General features: G+C 61.0%; 13 protein-coding genes, 2 tRNA genes and 2 pseudogenes. 7 read left to right on the top strand and 10 right to left on the bottom strand.

The window, feature by feature from the left end:
• Positions 1-857: 857 nt before the first annotated feature.
• The gene (locus tag G494_RS24540; protein WP_051305888.1) at positions 858-3,218 is read left to right on the top strand and encodes a hypothetical protein; all 2,361 of its coding nucleotides are present in this window, start codon (positions 858-860) and stop codon (positions 3,216-3,218) included.
• A gap of 139 nt (positions 3,219-3,357) precedes the next feature.
• On the opposite strand, the gene G494_RS0119065 is transcribed toward G494_RS24540, so the two are convergent.
• Positions 3,358-4,746 carry an ATP-binding cassette domain-containing protein gene (locus G494_RS0119065; protein ID WP_028585793.1) on the bottom strand — a complete coding sequence of 463 codons (1,389 nt, stop codon included), beginning with the start codon at positions 4,744-4,746 and terminating at the stop codon, positions 3,358-3,360.
• A 244-nt stretch (positions 4,747-4,990) separates the two neighbouring features.
• Between G494_RS0119065 and lepB the strand changes: the two genes are divergently transcribed.
• Entirely contained in the window at positions 4,991-5,488 is a 498-nt protein-coding gene (gene lepB, locus G494_RS0119055; protein ID WP_035247579.1) for a signal peptidase I, read from the top strand.
• Positions 5,485-5,994, top strand: coding sequence for a hypothetical protein (locus G494_RS0119050; protein ID WP_028585791.1), 510 nt, complete (start codon positions 5,485-5,487; stop codon positions 5,992-5,994). Before lepB ends, G494_RS0119050 begins: the two co-directional genes overlap by 4 nt.
• 21 nt (positions 5,995-6,015) lie before the next feature.
• Here G494_RS0119050 and G494_RS24535 read toward each other — a convergent pair whose 3' ends face one another.
• The 7 genes and pseudogenes from G494_RS24535 to G494_RS24525 form a co-directional block, all read right to left on the bottom strand.
• Positions 6,016-6,891, bottom strand: coding sequence for an EFR1 family ferrodoxin (locus G494_RS24535; protein ID WP_161630022.1), 876 nt, complete (start codon positions 6,889-6,891; stop codon positions 6,016-6,018).
• Position 6,892: 1 nt separating this feature from the next.
• The gene (locus G494_RS24530; protein WP_051305886.1) at positions 6,893-7,885 is read right to left on the bottom strand and encodes an aldo/keto reductase; all 993 of its coding nucleotides are present in this window, start codon (positions 7,883-7,885) and stop codon (positions 6,893-6,895) included.
• A 168-nt stretch (positions 7,886-8,053) separates the two neighbouring features.
• Entirely contained in the window at positions 8,054-8,434 is a 381-nt protein-coding gene (locus G494_RS0119035; RefSeq protein ID WP_028585790.1) for a hypothetical protein, read from the bottom strand.
• 467 nt (positions 8,435-8,901) lie between these two features.
• A complete protein-coding gene (locus G494_RS0119030) occupies positions 8,902-9,912 on the bottom strand; it encodes a hypothetical protein (protein WP_028585789.1) in 1,011 nt (336 codons plus the stop codon).
• A 66-nt stretch (positions 9,913-9,978) separates the two neighbouring features.
• A complete protein-coding gene (locus G494_RS0119025; RefSeq protein ID WP_028585788.1) occupies positions 9,979-10,773 on the bottom strand; it encodes an ABC transporter ATP-binding protein in 795 nt (264 codons plus the stop codon).
• Positions 10,770-11,657, bottom strand: a complete 888-nt coding sequence (locus tag G494_RS0119020; RefSeq protein ID WP_028585787.1) for an ABC transporter permease — start codon at positions 11,655-11,657, stop codon at positions 10,770-10,772. The genes G494_RS0119025 and G494_RS0119020 overlap by 4 nt, the downstream gene beginning before the upstream one ends.
• Positions 11,658-11,668: 11 nt before the next feature.
• Positions 11,669-12,612: pseudogene (locus G494_RS24525) on the bottom strand (ABC transporter substrate-binding protein).
• A gap of 500 nt (positions 12,613-13,112) precedes the next feature.
• Here G494_RS24525 and fumC point away from each other — a divergent pair.
• The 4 genes and pseudogenes from fumC (at position 13,113) to G494_RS24520 (ending at position 16,947) form a co-directional block, all read left to right on the top strand.
• Complete coding sequence (gene fumC, locus G494_RS0119010; protein WP_028585786.1) at positions 13,113-14,519, top strand: class II fumarate hydratase; 1,407 nt, start codon at positions 13,113-13,115, stop codon at positions 14,517-14,519.
• A 259-nt stretch (positions 14,520-14,778) separates the two neighbouring features.
• A pseudogene (locus G494_RS0119000) lies at positions 14,779-15,066 on the top strand (ArsC family (seleno)protein); the annotation flags it as partial.
• Between the two features lie 2 nt (positions 15,067-15,068).
• Positions 15,069-16,253: an aminotransferase class I/II-fold pyridoxal phosphate-dependent enzyme gene (locus tag G494_RS0118995; protein WP_028585784.1), complete on the top strand. Its 1,185-nt coding sequence runs from the start codon at positions 15,069-15,071 to the stop codon at positions 16,251-16,253.
• 7 nt (positions 16,254-16,260) lie between these two features.
• The gene (locus G494_RS24520) at positions 16,261-16,947 is read left to right on the top strand and encodes a pimeloyl-ACP methyl esterase BioG family protein (protein WP_153305958.1); all 687 of its coding nucleotides are present in this window, start codon (positions 16,261-16,263) and stop codon (positions 16,945-16,947) included.
• 285 nt (positions 16,948-17,232) lie between these two features.
• On the opposite strand, the gene G494_RS0118985 is transcribed toward G494_RS24520, so the two are convergent.
• Positions 17,233-17,325: transfer RNA gene (locus G494_RS0118985), tRNA-Ser, on the bottom strand.
• 21 nt (positions 17,326-17,346) lie between these two features.
• Positions 17,347-17,432: transfer RNA gene (locus tag G494_RS0118980), tRNA-Ser, on the bottom strand.
• Positions 17,433-17,447: the final 15 nt, after the last annotated feature.

Genomic DNA, 17,447 nt, shown 5'->3' with positions numbered 1-17,447 from the left:
CCACCTTCAGAGCAGCCGTAAACATGATTAAGGCCGGAAAAACTCAAGCTTCCGGCGACGATTTACTCAAGGGTGCCTCAATCTTCTGCAAGCGTACTATGGCGAGGCATCTTGACCTGAATCACAACTCTGCACAGGAGCCCTGATCATCGTTTCCCTCTAACTATAACCCCGGACATTGATCCTGCCACCATAAAATGGAGTCAAGGTCAAGCCCGTTTACCTTTTAAAATCAAAGAGGTTTCTCAGAAGAAAAAACAAACCGGCGACAAACCGCAATGGGATCTTCCCCCTCAAGCCACGATGCCTCTGCTCTTCTTTACTGCGCCCCCCTGCCGGCTTGAGCGTCACTCGCTCCAGCTGCAGCTCAGAGTCGGGACATGGCGGAGATGAGCCCTTGAAAGATGGGTATTCTTCCGCTTTAGTACATATCGGGCGCCCCTTCTGAAAATCCGGCCTGATCGCCCCCCGCTTTCTGGTTTCGGCCTTTGCCGCCGGGCCGGCCTTCATGATCCCGGTCTTCAGGTTTCTCAAGAGCAGCGGCGCCATCGACTTCGAGGAAAGATCCAGCGCATCCGGATGATCATCACTGTCAGCCTCTTGATCAACATCTCCTGGCCGCCCTGCTGCTCTATACGGTCCTGCTCAAGGCGGCCATTCCCATCGTCAACCGGAACGAGCAGCTGGGCCAAGCCCGCTCCACCTCAACGGTGAACAGCAGAGCTCAGCAGGAGATAAACCGGGACCTTCAAGCCCTGAGTAGTGATGACTACCTTAAAAAATCAAATTGTTCAAGCTGACCTGATGAGCGCACCCCGCAGCCAGGGAACCCTATGAGATGTCACAAGGAGGGAACTATGGAGAGACAACAGAGGAAGATCCTGCCGTTGACCATCGGCCTCTGCCTGACAGCTTCGGCTGCCGCCCATGGGGCTGGCGGCTGCTCAACCCGGGCCTGCCACCAGGGGATCGCCGATATCAAGCCGGCTGACCACAAGATGATGCGGACCATCAAGATGAACGGCTCCCAGCACGGCGACCCGGATGGTTGCGTGATGTGCCACGGCGGCAACCCCAAGGCCGCCACCAGGGAGGAGGCCCACCAGGGGGTGCCCCCCACCCTGCGGATCGCCCCTGGCCCCAAGGACTACTACCCGGATCCCGGATCCATCTGGATCGCAGATAACTCCTGCGGCAGCTGTCATCCCGGCTATGTCTACCGTTCCAGGCTGGGATTGATGAACACCGAGGCAGGCAAGATCCAGGGCAACCTGGCCACCTGGGGCTTCAGCGAGGTCCAGGACCACCAGGTACCCTGGGGCAACTACGCCAGCGAGGATATCGATTCCCAGACGCCCCTCTCCGGCACCCCGGTCTACAGGGAGTACATGCTCAATCAGATCGCCCTCTATCCCAAGCAGTATCCCAGCTCCCTTGCCCAGCTCCCCCGGGTCACCATGGATGAGATCAACACCGACCCCAAGAAGGCCGGCATCACCTACCAGCGCCATGACTGCCAGCGCTGTCACATCGGGGTCCGCGGCCGGGAGAGGCGCGGTGACTTCAGGGGCATGGGCTGTTCCGCCTGCCACGTCCTCTACGCTACCGACGGTTTGTACATGGGGGATGACCAGACCATCTCCAAGGAGACCCCCGGCCACATGCTCAGCCACCGGATCGTGGCCACCCGCAAGACCGGCGGTATCCCGGTGGAGGCCTGCAGCTCCTGCCATAACCGCGGGAAACGGATCGGGGTCTCCTTTCAGGGCTTGATGGAGTTTCCCTATGGCTCGCCCTACAACGGGAAGGGCCGAAAACAGCCCAAGCTCCACACCAAGAACTATCTCTTCATCTCCGATGACCTCCATCACCAGCAGGCCAGCCGCGAGGGCAACCCCTCAGGCGGCCTGCTCTGCCAGGACTGCCATACCTCCATCGACATGCACGGCGACGGCAACATCCACGGCACCACCCTGGCCCAGGTGGAGATCGAGTGTTCCGACTGCCACGGCCTCAGCGACCGCTACCCCTGGGAGCTGCCCGTGGGCTACGGCGATGAGTTCGGCAAGGAGCTGGCCAGGGAGGGACGCGGGGTGGCCGGCAAACGGCTGGTACCGGGGAGACAGTTCGGCTACCCCTACGAACCGGAGGATGGTTTTATTCTCACCTCCCGGGGCAATCCCTTTGGCAACGTGGTCCGCCGGGGGAAACAGGTGATTGTCCACTCGGCCACGGGCAGTGATTTCCAGGTACCGCTCTTAAAGACCCTCCAGTTGGAGAAACGGTGGAAGGATCCTTCGGCGGAGGTGGCCATGTACGCGGTGGCCAAACACATGACCAGGCTGGAATGCTACTCCTGCCACGCCTCCTGGGCGCCCCAGTGCTACGGCTGCCATGTCCAGGTCAACTACGGCAAGGCTGCTGCCGGGACCGACTGGGTGGCCTCGGGAAGTGCCCAGCAGAAAAACGGTCAGACCGCGGAATCGCGGCTCGGCGCCCGGGGCATCACCTCACCGGGCAAGATCTCCGAGACCAGGTCCTACCTGCGCTGGGAAGATCCGGTCCTGGGGGTGGGTGGAGAAGGACGGGTGAGCCCGCTGATGCCGGGCTGCCAGTTGACCTACACCGTGATCAACGACCAGGGCGAAACCCTGCTCAACAACGAGATCGCCCTCAATGCCGGCGAGGCCAGACAGCTGGGTCAGGAGCACGTACCCCTGGCCATCGATATGGCACCGGTGCAGCCCCATACGGCCCAGCGCAAGGCCCGCAGCTGCGAATCCTGCCACACCCGTCCCAAGGTAGCCGGGTTGGGCATCGGCGGCGGCAGCTTTGGCCGGCACCAGGCCGAGAGCATCGTGGTGGACCTGATGGATGCCACCACCCGCAAGATCATCCCGGCCAGCTACTCGGTCCAGATCCCGGCCATCCCCAGGCTGAACTTTGACTGGTCCCAGATCGTCACCCGGGACGGTACCCAGCTGGCCACGGTGGGCACCCACTGGCCCATGTCCAGGGCCTTTAACAGAGAGGAGCTCGACAACTTTCTCCGGGCCGGGACCTGCATGGGCTGTCATCGGAACATGAGCCAAACCGAGCTCTGGGAGAAGGTGGCCACCAAGGGCAGCATCGCCCCCCAGGCCCACCTGGAGGCCATGAACAAGATGATCAGGTTCATGGCCGAGCAGGGGCTCAAGCCGGCTGAACTCAAGCCCTGAAGCCAAGGCTCGAGCTGCATCCAGGGAAGCCAACTCCCCAGGATGCAGCTGTCAGGCCTTCAGCCTTAGAGGCAAATCTTAGAGGCGGATAGAACGTGCAGCCCCTGAACAGGGAGTCACCGGGGCCGGATTGTCGTCCTCAGCTGCCCAGGACCAGCTGGTGCCGGAAAAAGGGACGATACTCGTCCTGGCGATGGCTGACATAGAGCAGGGTGCAGAGTTCTTCGGCAGCGATCTCTGCCAGCAGATCCAAGAGAGCCTTCCTGGTTCCCTGATCCAGCCCCTGGGTGGGTTCGTCCAGGATGAGCAGCCGGGGGACCTTGATCAGGGCCCGGCCAATCAAGAGCAAGCGCTGCTCTGCATAACTCAGGCGTCGGAAAGGCAGCCTGGCCTTGTCGCTGAGACCGACGCGTCCCAGCCACCTGCGGGCCAACTCCAACTGAGCAGGACTGGGTTGTTGATAGAGACCGATGGAGTCAAACAATCCGGAAACCACAACCTGGAGGCTGTTACCGGGGATGGTATGATTACGGTGGAGATCCGGGCTGACCAGACCCATCTGGCGCTTCAGCTCCCAGATGGACTCACCGCTGCCCCGCTGGATACCGAATACCTGAAGGTCATTCGTATAACAGTGGGGATGATCACCGGTGATCAACTGGACCAGGGTGGACTTGCCGCAGCCGTTGGGGCCGGTGATCAGGGTATGCTCCCCTTCGGCAATGGTCAGGTTGACTCCGGAGAAGACCTGCTGCTCACCGTAGCCGGCAAAACCCTTGACCAGCCTCACCAGCAGCGGGGTGACCACCTGTCCAGGCTGCTGGCGCTCAGCCTCCATCTCCCGGACCCCCACAGAAAACCCGGTTCCCTCCTCGGCCAGGAGCGCTCTGGCCTGGGGCAGGGCCTGCTCCACCGGTCCCAGGGGTTGAAGCAGCCCCTCCCGAACCACGCCCAGGTGGCTGCACCAGGCAGGGATATCTGCACCGTTGTTCACCGTGATCACCACGGTCACACCTCTGCCAACCAGTTCTGCAAAGATCGCATCCAGATCCCGGCAGTTGGCAGGATCGATCCCCTCATAGGGGTTCTGGACCACCAGGCAGTCGACCCCCCGAGTGATCTCGGCCAGCAGACAGAGCTTCCTGGCCTGGCCCGAACTGAGCTGTCGATACCCCTTGTCCAGGGAACCGCCCATCTTGCAGGCCGCGATCAACTCCCGGTGGCGCTCCGGATCGTTCAGAAAGCTACGCACCAGGGTGCCGGGATCGAGCCGGTCCATAAAATCGGTCTCATCACGTCGAAGCTCTGCCTCAAACAGGGCCTGCTGCCGGGCAAAGGTGATCGTACCCATGCGCTCGGGCAGCTCAAAGCGCTCAAAGCTGCAGCCAGCGCCCTGCTCTGCCAAGAGATCACAGAAACTATCCAGGCCCGAGTGGTTGGAGCCGACCAGGCACCAGCTCTCTGCCGGGGCTGCACTGAAGTACGGGACGCTCAGTTCCGGAGTCTGGAGCTTGCTAATGGTCATCATGGGATCCTTCCTGGGCTCATATATTTTGCATCAGGTGCCGTAAGAAACTATACTTGAAGAGTACCTTGAAAAATTCGATTTTTCGATCAAGGTCAAGGCGCGCGAGGAATGTTACCGCAGCCATATATTAGAATATATGAGATATTCCGAGGACAAAATCTTGAGCGCAAGGTCGATGTTGGAAAAAAACAATTTTAAAGCTGGCCTGAAGTCATCTCTGAGCCTTTCAACCCACTGAGTGTCCATGCGAGCATATCTCCAGCGCTACCGTCTCCTGCCAAGCAACTCCCGATCCGGCCGACTACGCCTGCTGGGGCTGGCCCTGTTCGCCCTGGTGTTCTTCCGCTACCTGTTGGTCCCGCTCCAGATCCAGGGCAAGAGCATGGAGCCGACCATCCGGGATGGCTCTCTCCACTTTTACTGGACCCTGGCCTATCACTCCTCACTGCCCAGCCGTTTTGCTATCGTCCCGATCAGGATGGCAGGGTCTCGGGTGGTCCTGCTCAAGCGGGTGGTGGGGCTACCCGGTGAGCAGGTGGCCTTTGAACGGGGCCGCCTGTTGATCAACGGCAAGCCGCTGAGCGAACCCCACCAAACCAGCTCCTCAAACTGGACCCTGGCAGCGCGCACCGTCGCCCCCGGCCACCTCTACGTGGTTGGCGACAACCGGCAGGGACCTCCGGAGCAGCAACGCTTCGGTCAGGTACGTGCCTCCCGCGTCCTGGGCAGGGTGGTCTGGTGAACCGGTCCACCCTCTGGATAGCGGCCCTGGCGCTGCTCCTGGTTGGCCTTGGCAGCTGGTTCTACCTCCATACAGACGACAGCCGCCTGATCCGTCGCCAACTGGCACAGCTCTCTGAACTGGCCAACAAAGAGGAACAGGAACCACCACTGAAAGCCCTGCAACGGGCAGCCAGGATCGGTAAGGCCTTTAGCGATCCCTGTCTCCTGGAACTGGCAGATCACCAGCTCCAAGGCAGCTACAGCCGAAAAGAACTCGTTGACCAGATCTTCCTGATCCGCAGACAGAGCAGTCAGCTGCGGGTGGAACTCTACGACCTCAGCATCACTATTGACCAGGGACAGCAAAGCCAACCAGAGGCCACGGTGGCGGCCACCCTGGTGGCCGCCGGCCTGGAAGGGGACGACCAGCCCCCCTTGGCCGAGGAGCTGCAGCTGCACCTGAACCAAGAGCAGGGGGAGTGGCTGATCGACAGCGTCCGCTTCAACACCGTCCTGGAACGCTGAAGGCGTCCATCCCCCTCTCCCCTAGAGGAAGATCCTGCTCTCCTTGGCCTCATCGCTGTTGCCGGCCAGCTCCCGAATATAGGCGGCCACTCCGAGGTGATCAAAGGGGAAGGCCTGTTCCGGACAGTAACGGACACACTGCATGCAGAGGATGCACTCTGGGCCGATCTGGGGACCGTTTTCCAGGGTAATGGCCTGGACAGGACAGACCTCCCCACAGAAACCGCAGCCGCTGCAGAGTGCCGGATCAGGCACCGGCTGCGGCCGCGCTGCCTTGGCTGCAGCCAGGCTTTTCGTGGCTGCAGCTTGACTTCCCTGGGGAGAGAGATAGTCCAGACAGAACAGGTCAAGGGTGTCCCCATGGCCCTTGTCCAGCTTGTCCACCACCCCGTTCACCAGCCTAACCAACATCTCCTGGTCCGCCCTGTCCGGGTGCTCCCCTGCCAGGGGCTGTTCAGCCCCCCACATGGAGGAGTGAACAGCCAGGATCTTGGCAGCCCCCAGCACCCCATAGCCCTGTTCCTGAAGCACGCCGGCCAGTTCCGGCAGGGCCAGCCCACTGGACACTCCGCCCCAGGTGACAAAGGGTACAGCCCAGCTGTTCTCGGCCGGAGAGAGACGACCAAGCCACTCCTCCACCAGGGGCAGGGCATGATCGCAGTAGACCGGAGAACCGACCCAGAGGCAGCAGGGTTCGCCCCCTTCGGCCCTGCCCCTGTTCTTGACTGCGGCCCTCCCCTGGCTGAGATCCACGGACCAGACCCGGCAGCCCAGGGCCATGAGCTGTTGTTCGATGGCCTGGGCCAGCTGGCGGGTGGAACCGGCTGCGGAAAAATAAACGATCCCATGGTTGCTCTTTGCCGGAGTCGACTCCCTGGCAGACGGCAGCTGCTCCATCTCAGTCCCCCCGCCTTTGCTCATGCCACTGCCTGTCCCACTCCTCGTCCCAGAGGTTGGCCAGGGTATAGGGCGATCCCGGGGCCTGCCAGAAGGAGCCGTCCACCAGCCGGTGGTGTTGATCCAGCACCCCTATCCGGGCCAGGTCGTCCTGGTCCAGGAGCAGTTCTGCGGCTGCCAGGTTTTCCTTCAGCCGTTGGGGATTGACCGATTTGGGGATCACCACGGTCTCCCTGGCCATTCCCCAGCTGAGCAGGACCTGGGCAGGGCTGGCCTGATGTTTGCGGGCAATCTCTCCGATCACCGGGTGACCCAGCAGGCTGGGCTCCTCCGGCTTCTTCAGGCCTGCGGGCCGGTCGCCGGAACCCAGGGGAGAGTAGGCGGTGAGGACAATGCCCTTGGCCCGACAGTAGCGCAGCATCCCGGGCTGCTGGAGCAGGGGATGAAGCTCGATCTGGTTGACCGCCGGAGCCGTGACCGCTGTCTGGGCCAACTCCTCCAGTTTCTTGATACTGAAGTTACATACCCCGATATGTCTGACCAGCCCCTGCTGCCGGCACGCCTCCAGGGCGGCCCAGGTTTCACGGATAGGGGTAACGGACAGGGCTATAAGATCTTCCCCGCGGCGGGGGAAGAAAACTCCCCGGGAAAAGACCACGGGCCAGTGGATCAGATAGAGGTCCAGATAGTCCAGGCGCAGATCGTTTAAGGTGGCCTTGAGCGCCGCTCCCACCCGGTCGGCGCCATGGGCGTTGTTCCACAGCTTGGAGGTCACCCAGAGCTCTTCCCGGGTACAGAGGCCTGCCCCAAGTCCCTCTTCCAGAGCCCGCCCTATCTCAGCCTCATTCTCGTAGGCCGGCGCACAGTCAATGTGACGATAGCCCAACTCCAGGGCCGTGCGCACGGCCTGGCAGACCTCGCCCTGGGCGGATTTCCAGGTGCCGAGTCCCAGGGCCGGGATGCTGCTGTTTTCAGACAGGGAATACGATTTCATGTCCACCTCCTCTCGGGAAACGGGTTCTCTTGTTTTTGGCCTGATCATGGCACGACCAGACAGATCTCAGTAGTACGACCTGGACAGGAAGCTGTCAAATGAAAATAGAGGGAGGTGGTTCTGGCGGAGGGATTGCCAAATTTTGCTGAAAATCCTGCCAGGGGGGCCTCACCCCTCTTCGGCGCAGACCCAGGTCTCGGCCTCGGTCAGCGAACGAAAGGGCATCACCTCGTTTCTCGAAGCGGTGGCCGAGAGGGTGGCAAAGACCCTGGCCAGACCGAAGGTCAGCGGTTCTTCAGCCACCAGGGCCACCTTGACCAGGTTAATGCCATCGGGTCGGTCATAGAGATAAGAGCTCAGCATCTGAACCTCCGCGGTGGAGACTGCGGTAAGGTCTACCGCCCGCACATCCCAGATCCGGTTCAGCCACAGGCGATAGCCCGGGTCAGCCAGGGCAGCATCGCAGGCATAGGTCAGGGCATTCGCATTCATAGCCCCGGACAAGACGATCCTGACAAAATTTTTTTCCTGATTATAGAACAGTTCCATGGTGCTCCTCGACAATGGCTTTCTGGCCACCTTGAAAAAAAACTTTTTCTTCCAATCTCGGCGTTGCCTTCAAAATTTTATCCTAGCAATATCAAATACATGACTACGGTAAAATTTATCTCGCGCCTTCACCTTGATCGAAAAATCTAATTTTTCAAGGTACCCTTCAGGCTTCGTACCTGGTTACTCACGGTTCGGCAAGCTCTCTACTCCAATGCTAGCACGGCCTGAGCTCTTTTCTTAAGAAAAAACGCAATCCTGCTCGCAGGGGATCCAAAGGCTCCTCCCAAGCCGGCTTGGGATAGTCACCAGAGGTTATTAAGGGTCATTTTTACGATGACGGCCAGGAAAGAGAAGCCCTCCTCCAGCAGCACCGGCCACTTTTCCAGAAACGTCCTCTGCTGATTATCCTGAGAGATCGATACGCTGCCCTGGCTAACCGGGGCCGAACGGGAGACGCTGCCCCCTCATAGTTTCCAGCCCATGAAACGGAGAAAACCTGGAAAATCGTTGAGGTCCGAGGCCGAGCGATTCCACGGCTTGAGGCTGGTGTAGAAGGGGTTGCTGCTGGGGGCGGTGTCGCCGAAGTCCTTATCCATGCCCACCAACAGGTCCAGACTGGGAAGGCTGAGCAGCAGCATCTCCCACCACCTGACCGCTCCCCTGACATGCCCGCCCAGGGGCCAGTTGCGGTAATAGAAGCTGGTGAACTCACCATCTCCCAGGGGCAAGGCCCGCAGGGCGGCCAGGGGCTGCAGCGCGGCCCGGATCGGCTGCAGCGCAATAAGCTTTTCCCTGGAGACCAGCCTGAGCGCCATCACCCGGTGGATCTCCGGCCGGATGACGATCTCCAGGGCCTGGTCGGCCCGGGCCTGCTCCAGCCTGGCCGGCAGACGCTCTCCATAGACCGGGAGGTACTCCTGGGGCCAGTTATCGGGATAGGAGGCCGGGTCCAGCCAGGCCGTGGGGGTCTGTGCCACATAGCAGCCGCAGGTGTGGACCGTGGTCACCAGCAGGGGCCGGCCGGCCGGGTTGGAGGTGATGATCACCAGCAGACCGGGATGGCGGCCTGCGGTGAGGTGAAAGGGGATCAGGCTGAAGGGGGTCCGGCTGAAGTGGAGCCGGTAGATCTGGTTGCGGTACGCTCCCCTGGTGGTGGTGAAACCCTTTTCAGCGGTATAGAGGGTCGGCCGCTCGGGGTTGACCCGGACCTCCACCATCCCCTGCTCCCGAGAGGCCTCCACCGTTCCGATCCGGTTGTGGACCTCTTCGCTGCCATGGAGGGTGAACACCGGCTGCAGCGAGAGGGAGCGACTGGAAAAGTCGGCCGGGATGACCCTGGTTGGAGCAGAGCGGGCGGCATACTCATCCGGTGAGGGAGTGGAGAGGGCGCAGCCGGAGAGGAGCAGTGTCGCCAGCAGGATCAGCCCAAACAGGCCCTGGCCCGGTTTTCCACGACCGCCCTGTTGCCGCAACATACGCCCCCCTCTGTAGAGTTCGAAGCTTGGCTCCGAGCCCAGGGGATCCCCTGAAGGGGTTCCGACTCAGGTCAGGAGCATGGAATCCAGGGAGAACTCTTCTCCCTGGGCACTATAAAAACGATGGAGCAGATCGTCCACACTCAGGCTCAATTTTTCCGGGCCAGCCACATCGTAGATCACCCGCCCCTGGTGGAGCATGATCAGGCGGTTGCCGAATTCGATGGCGTGATTCATGTTGTGGGTGATCATCATGGTGGTCAAGCCCTGCTCCTGGATAATATCCCGGGTCAGGGTGAGGATCTGGTTGGCGGTCTTGGGATCCAGAGCCGCGATGTGTTCATCCAGGAGCAGGACCTCGGGCCTGATCATGGTGGCCATCAGCATGGTCAGGGCCTGACGCTGACCACCGGAGAGGAGGCCGACCTTGTCCAGGAGGCGATCCTCCAGGCCCAGGCCCAGGTGCCGAAGCTTGTCGCGGAAGAGCGCCCTGTCCCGGTTCTTCACCCCACGGCCCAGCCCCCTTCGCCTGCCCCGCTTGAGGGCCAGGGCCAGGTTCTGCTCGATGGTGGCCGAGGGGCAGGTCCCCAAGAGGGGATCCTGGAAGACCCGGGCGATGAATCTGGCCCGTTTATACTCGGGCCAGGCAGTGACCTCGCAGGAGTTGATCCTGATCCTGCCGCTATCCGGGAAGAAGGAGCCGGCAATGCAGTTGAGCAGGGTGGATTTGCCGGCGCCGTTGGAGCCGATCACGGTGATGAAGTCACCTTCCCTGATCTGGAGGCAGATGTCGTTGAGGGGATGGATCTCGTTGACGCTGCCCCGGTGAAAGTACTTGTGACAGTGGTCCAGGCTGATCATCGCTGCAGCAACCTCCGCTTCAGGTTGGGGGTGGTCAGGGCAACGATCACCAGCAGGGCGGTGATCAGGTTGAGATCACTGGGGTTGAAACTGAATCCCCCCCACTCCACTCCCAGGGCAAAGGCTATGGCCAGCCGGTAGAGGATGGAGCCGGCCAGGGCGGCGATAAAGGCCCGGGCAATGGAGGTGGCCCCGCAGACGGTTTCACCGATGATCACCGAGGCCAGGCCGGCAACGATGGTACCTATCCCCATGCCCACATCGGCGGCCCCCTGATTCTGCGCCACCAGGGCGCCGCTGAGGGCCACCAGACCGTTGGAGAGCCCCACCCCAAAGATGATGATGGTATGGGTGTTGACCCCCAGGCTGGTAATCATCTGGGGATTGTCCCCGGTGGCCAGGATGGCCTGTCCCAGTTCCGTACCCAGGAACCAGATCATCAAACCGGTCACCAGCAGGGCAAAACAACCGAAGACCAGCAGACCGCTGAGGTGCATGGGGATCCCCAGCTCGCTGACCGCATCAAAGACCGTGGGCGTACCCAAGAGGGCCACGTTGGGGCCAGCCATGATCCGGATGTTGATGGAGTAGAGGGCGATCATGGTCAGGATCGAGGCCAGCAGGTGGAGGATCTTGAACTTGGTGTTGAGGATGGCGGTTATCATCCCGGCACAGAAGCCGCCGCCCAGGGCAAAGAGCAGGGTGAGGTAGGGGTTGATCCCATGGGTGATGGCCACCGCCGAGATGGCCGCTCCCAGGGGCAGACTGCCGTCCACGGTCAGGTCCGGAAAATCGAGGATACGGAAGGTCAGGTAGACCCCGATCACCATGATCCCGTAGACCAGCCCCTGCTCCACGGCACCCAAGGCTGCGTAGATGGTCATAGAAGCACCGTTTAGCGGTAGACCTGAGCTGCCTGTTCAAGCAGCTCCGGCGGTGGAACCAGCCCCATCTTTTGGGCGGATGAGGCGTTTATGTGGAGCTGGAGTTCCTCTTGAAACTCCACCGGGATCGTCCCCGGGTCCTCCCCCTCAAGGATACGGTGGGCCATGGCGCCGGTCTGGTAGCCGTGTCGTAGTAATCAAAGCCCATGGCAGCAACCGAACCACGGGCCACGGAATCCACATCCGCGGTAAAGACCGGCAGCCTGTTCTGGATCCCCACCTTGAGGACCGACTCCAGGGCAGAGATGATGGTATTATCCGTGGGGATAAAGATGGCATCCACCCGACCAACCATACTCTTGGCAGCCTGGTAGACATCGGCGGTTTTTGAGGCGGTGGCACCGACCACCTTGAATCCCATCTCGCTGCTCAGTTTTTTGAGGGTGAGCAGGGTGGCCTTGGAGTTGGCCTCACCGGCGTTATAGAGAAATCCCAGGCGCCTGATCCCCGGCTTGAAGGTCAGCACCATCTTGAGGTGCTCCTTTACCGGCAGCAGGTCGGACACCCCGGTGATGTAGCCCCCTGGGTGGTCCAGGTTTTTGACCAGTCCTGCAGCCTGGGGATCGGTCACCGCGGTGAAGAGAAAGGGCCGCCGAAGACCTGGAGGGGCCTTATGCAGCGCCTGGGCACAGGCCTGGGCCGAAGGCGTGGCGATGGCCACCAGAAGATCGCTCTGCTCGCCCAGCATCTGTTGGCCAATCTGGCTGGCGGTGCCCATGTTGGCCTGGGCATTGTGGACCTTGAAGCTCACCTCGAGCTGCTTGTCCTTGAAGTAGTCCTGGAGTCCGGCCAGGACCGCGTCAAGGGCGGGGTGTTCCACAAACTGATTCACTCCGATGCTATAGCTCCTGGCCTGGGACACCTGGGCGGCCAGACCGATCAGGGCAAGGGCCATCACCAGGGACACAACGGTTCTCTTCATCTGCTCTCTCCTCTTCCTTATCTTGTTGCTGTCCCTCTGCAGCGGACAGCCAGGTTCCACGCTCTTACGCTTCAACAGGGGGCTTGCGCCGGCAGCACACTCCAGCAGCCGCTAGCCTGCATCCCGAGGCCATGGCTCTCTGCCAAACACACTCCAGGCCGCCGGCAGCACTGTCCCGGCAAACCGTTCATCTCCTATACCCCCGATGTTGAGCAGAGGCGAATGTTTTTTACCAGGAGCATGCTTTTGGCTGCCGACCACCTGCTGTTGTCCTCTTCTTCCTGGCCCCTGCCTGGCCGGGACAGTTTAACGGCGGAAAAGGAGGGGCACGGCCTTGCTCCCAGAGCTCTTGATAGTTACTGCTTTTATTAACTACCCTGGGGTGGATCAAGCCTCCACCTGGATGAAAAGCCAGCAAAACCAGCCAGCCCTCTCAGCCCAATCTTACCCCATTCCACCGGCGAGGCAACTCAATGGACCATCGACAGGAACATGACACCATGGGGACCGTGTCCGTACCCATGGAGAAACTCTGGGGGGCGCAGACCCAGCGCTGCCTGGATAACTTCCGGATCGGTCAGGAGACCATTCCCCTGGAACTGATCCACAGCTATGCCCGCCTCAAGAAGAGCTGTGCCCAGGTCAACCAGCGACAGGGGCTGCTCTCCAAGCAGGCAGCTGCCCTGATTGTCCGGGTCTGTGACGAGATCACGGCAGGTCTGCTTGACGACCACTTCCCCCTGCCGGTCTGGCAGACCGGCAGCGGCACCCAAACCAACATGAACCTCAACGAGGTCATCGCCAACCGGGCCGCAGCCCTGGCCCGAACCTCGGGCAGCGACCAGGATCAGGGGGAGAGCAAAGGCCCGCTCCACCCCAATGACCAGGTCAACCGCTCCCAGAGCTCCAACGACACCTTCCCCACAGCCATGCACATTGCCGCGGTCTTTGCCCTGGAAGAGCGCCTTTTTCCTGCGCTCCAGCGCTTTTCGGCCACCCTGCAAGACAAAGAGGAGTCCTTTCGCGAGCTGGTCAAGATCGGTCGAACCCATCTCCAGGATGCCACCCCGCTGACCCTGGGGCAGGAGATCAGCGGCTGGAGAGCGATGATCAGCAGCAGCTCCAGCCAGCTGCAGTCGGCCCTGGAGCAGCTCTATCCCCTGGCCATCGGCGGCACTGCCGTGGGTACCGGCCTCAACGCCCCCCAGGGCTTTGGTGAAGAGGTGGCGGCCCAGCTGAGCCGGGACTGCAACAAGCCCTTCACGGCCATGACCAACCGCTTCCACGGCCTGAGCGCTCACGACCAGCTGGTCTTTGCCAGCGGCGCCCTCAAGGGGCTTGCCGCCAACCTGATGAAGATCGCCAACGACATCAGATGGCTTGCCAGCGGCCCCCGCTGCGGCCTGGGCGAACTCACCATCCCGGCCAACGAACCAGGCAGCTCGATCATGCCGGGCAAGGTCAACCCCACCCAGGCCGAGGCCCTGACCATGGTCGCGGCCCAGGTCTTTGGCAACGATGCCACCATCACCTTTGCCGCCAGCCAGGGCAACTTCCAGCTCAATGTCTACAAACCGGTGATCATCTATAACCTGCTCCAGTCCATCCGGCTCCTGGCCGATGGGACCGACTCCTTTGAACGCCATTGTCTCGGCGGGCTTGCAGCCGACCAGGCCGCCATCAGCGCTCACCTCCACCATTCGCTGATGCTGGTCACGGCCCTCAATCCCCATATCGGCTATGAACAGGCCGCCAAAATCGCCCACAAGGCCCACAGGGACAAGACCTCCCTCAAGGAGGCGGCCGTGGCGCTCAAGCTGCTGAGCGCAGAGGAGTTTGACCGCTATGTCCGGCCCGAGAAGATGATCAGGGGGAGTTGACTCTTTTCAGGGTCCGGCTCTTACCCTGGCAAACCCCTCTCAGCCAGGCGGGAAATGGCAGAGGCCAGGGTTGAGCTTGCAGAGTTGGCTTTTTTTCTATAGAATTCAAAGTTATTCACAGCAAGACCAGGGGATCGGCAGCGATCAGCGCCTCTTGCGGCTGCCGCTGATCCCCTCTGCCCCCTTCCACACCGTTAAGGAGCTGAACATGGAGATCGATTGGGCCTATCTGAGAAAAGGCTGAGCATCCTGCAAAAAAGCACAGGCTGTGTTTGACCAAGAGAGCATCACCATCGCCCGTACCAGCGATGCCCGCAAGGAATCCATCCAGGAGGAGCAGGCCTGGACCCTGCTGAAGAGCGCCCGGGAGATCATCGTCGGCCGGGGCAGGAAGAGTGTCGTCTTCGACCCGGCGATCGATGACCGGGAAAGCATCCTCAAACAGTCCCTGGGTCGCAGCGGCAACCTCAGGGCACCGACCCTGAAGCTGGGTGATCGGCTGCTGATCGGCTTTAACGAAGCAATGTATAACCAATACCTGGGATGACCATGAATCCGCAACTGCACCACGACCTGAGCGACCGCCTGCAAAAGATCACCGAACAGGGCCAGTTCCGTCAGGTCATGCCGCTCCGCCACCTGGACCACGGCTGCGTCGAGATCGACGGAACCAGCTACCTCAACCTGGCTGGTAACGACTACCTGGGCTTGGCCACCAGCCGGGCCCTGCTCCAGGAGTTTATGGACCAGATGAACCCGGATACCCTGCTGGAATCCTATGGCCTGGGCAGCACCGCCTCCCGACTGATGACCGGCAACACCACCCCCTATGGGCTGCTGGAGCAGAAGCTGCAACAACTCTACAACCGCGAGGCAGCCCTGATCTTCAACTCCGGCTATCACCTCAACATCGGCATCCTCCCGGCCCTGACCGAGAAGCAGGACCTGATCCTGGCCGACAAGCTCTGTCATGCCAGCCTGATCGACGGCCTCCGCCTCAGTCGCTGCAAGGTCAGCCGCTATCCCCATCTGGACTATGGAGCCATCGAACGGATCCTGAAGAGGGAGCGTGACCGCTACCGTCACGTCTATATCGTCACCGAGTCGATCTTCAGCATGGACGGGGACGAAGCCGATCTGGCCCGGCTGGTGGATATCAAGAATCGCCACCAGGCCACCCTCTATGTGGATGATGCCCATGGGGTCGGCATCCGCGGTGCCCGGGGCTGCGGCCTGGCCGAGGAGTATGGGGTCATGGAGGAGATCGAGCTCCTTACCGGTACCTTTGGCAAGGCCTACGGCGGCCAGGGGGCCTTTGTGGTCTGCAGGCAGGAGATGGCCGACTACCTGCTCAACACGGCCCGCTCCCAGATCTTCACCACCGGCCTGCCGCCGATCAGCGTCCACTGGCTCTGCTTTGTCCTGGAACGGATCCCTCAACTGGGCGCCACCAGGACAAAGGTAGCCGGCCTGGCTGAGCAGTTACGCACAGAGCTCCGCAGCCAGGGGCTGACCACCCACGGGAGCAGCAACATCGTCCCGGTGATGGTGGGAGATGCGGAGCTGGCGGTCAGGGTTGCCGAACAGGTCTGTGGACACGGTTTCTGGGTCAAGGCCGTCCGTCCTCCCACGGTGCCCGCCGGAACCTCCCGCCTGCGACTGAGCGTCAACGGCTCCATGGAGTGGGAGCAGCTGGCCCCCCTGCCCGGCCTGATTGCCCGGGCCCTGGCCTGAAGCGGCCATGGAGAGCTGCTGGCTGCACCACAACCAGGCCAACCGATGCCTGCTCTTTCTTGCCGGCTGGGGCATGGACCCCGGCCCCTTTCAGGGGATCCCGGCCAAGGAGTGCGATGTCCTGTTGGTCTATGACTACAATCAGTTGACCGGCCTTGATCTGGAAGCGATCGCCGCCTACCAGGAGATCCACCTGCTGGCCTGGTCCATGGGGGTCTGGGTGGCGGCCCACCTCTTCCAGCCACCGGAACTGCAGGGACGGTTTACCTCCTCCACGGCCATCGGCGGTACCCTGGAGCCCATTCACCCCAGCCTGGGGATCCCGCCGGCAAGCTACCAGCAGATCCTGGACAGCTTCTCAGCCTCGACCCTGGCGGCCTTCCAGGATTCCATGTTCACCCAGGAGGCTGAGCGGCAACGCTTCCTGGCGCATCCCCCCAAACGCTCCCTGGACAATGTCCAGGCCGAGCTGGCGGCCTTCCAGGCCCATTACCAACGGTTCGGAGCGGCAGCGGATATCTTCAGCCACAAGCTGGTCACCAGCCGTGACCGGGTCTTTCCCCTGAAAAATCAGCTCAGGGCCTGGAGCAAGCAGGCCTCCACCATCTTGAAACTTCCCCACTTTCCCTTTTATGCCCTCCAGGGCTGGCAGGAACTGATTCCCACTCCTGTGGAAAACGAGACAACTTTGTGACAAAAATGAAAATAAATAGCTAAAAAGGACATTAAGAGAAAAGCTTTTCCGCGAAAAATTACAATAAAGTAACTTTTTATTGCCAATCATCGTCATATATGCTACCACAGGTTGGATATCGAGCTGAAGCAGGGTGATTTTTAAAAAAGAAGCAGAACCTCCTGCCAGAGACGAGTGGTGCCCCAAAGAGGGGTGCGGCTGAGCAACAGGCGATGATCCCCGGACAACAGCTTAAAAAAAACAAAAAAAATGCCGATTGGCGAACCAATCGGCATTCAGGCTATCTGGCGGAGAGAGAGGGATTCGAACCCTCGGTGGAGTATAACCCCCACACTCGCTTAGCAGGCGAGCACCATCGGCCAGCTCGGTCATCTCTCCGAAGATGAAAAATCAGATACATGGCGGAGGGAGTAGGATTCGAACCCACGGTACTTTCGTACAACGGTTTTCAAGACCGCCGCCTTAAACCACTCGGCCATCCCTCCGATAGCTGGACTAGA

This window comes from Desulfogranum mediterraneum DSM 13871, assembly GCF_000429965.1.
Taxonomy (GTDB): domain Bacteria; phylum Desulfobacterota; class Desulfobulbia; order Desulfobulbales; family Desulfobulbaceae; genus Desulfogranum; species Desulfogranum mediterraneum.
Note: the sequence above shows the minus strand (reverse complement) of the source record. Positions and strands in the feature narration are given on the sequence as shown.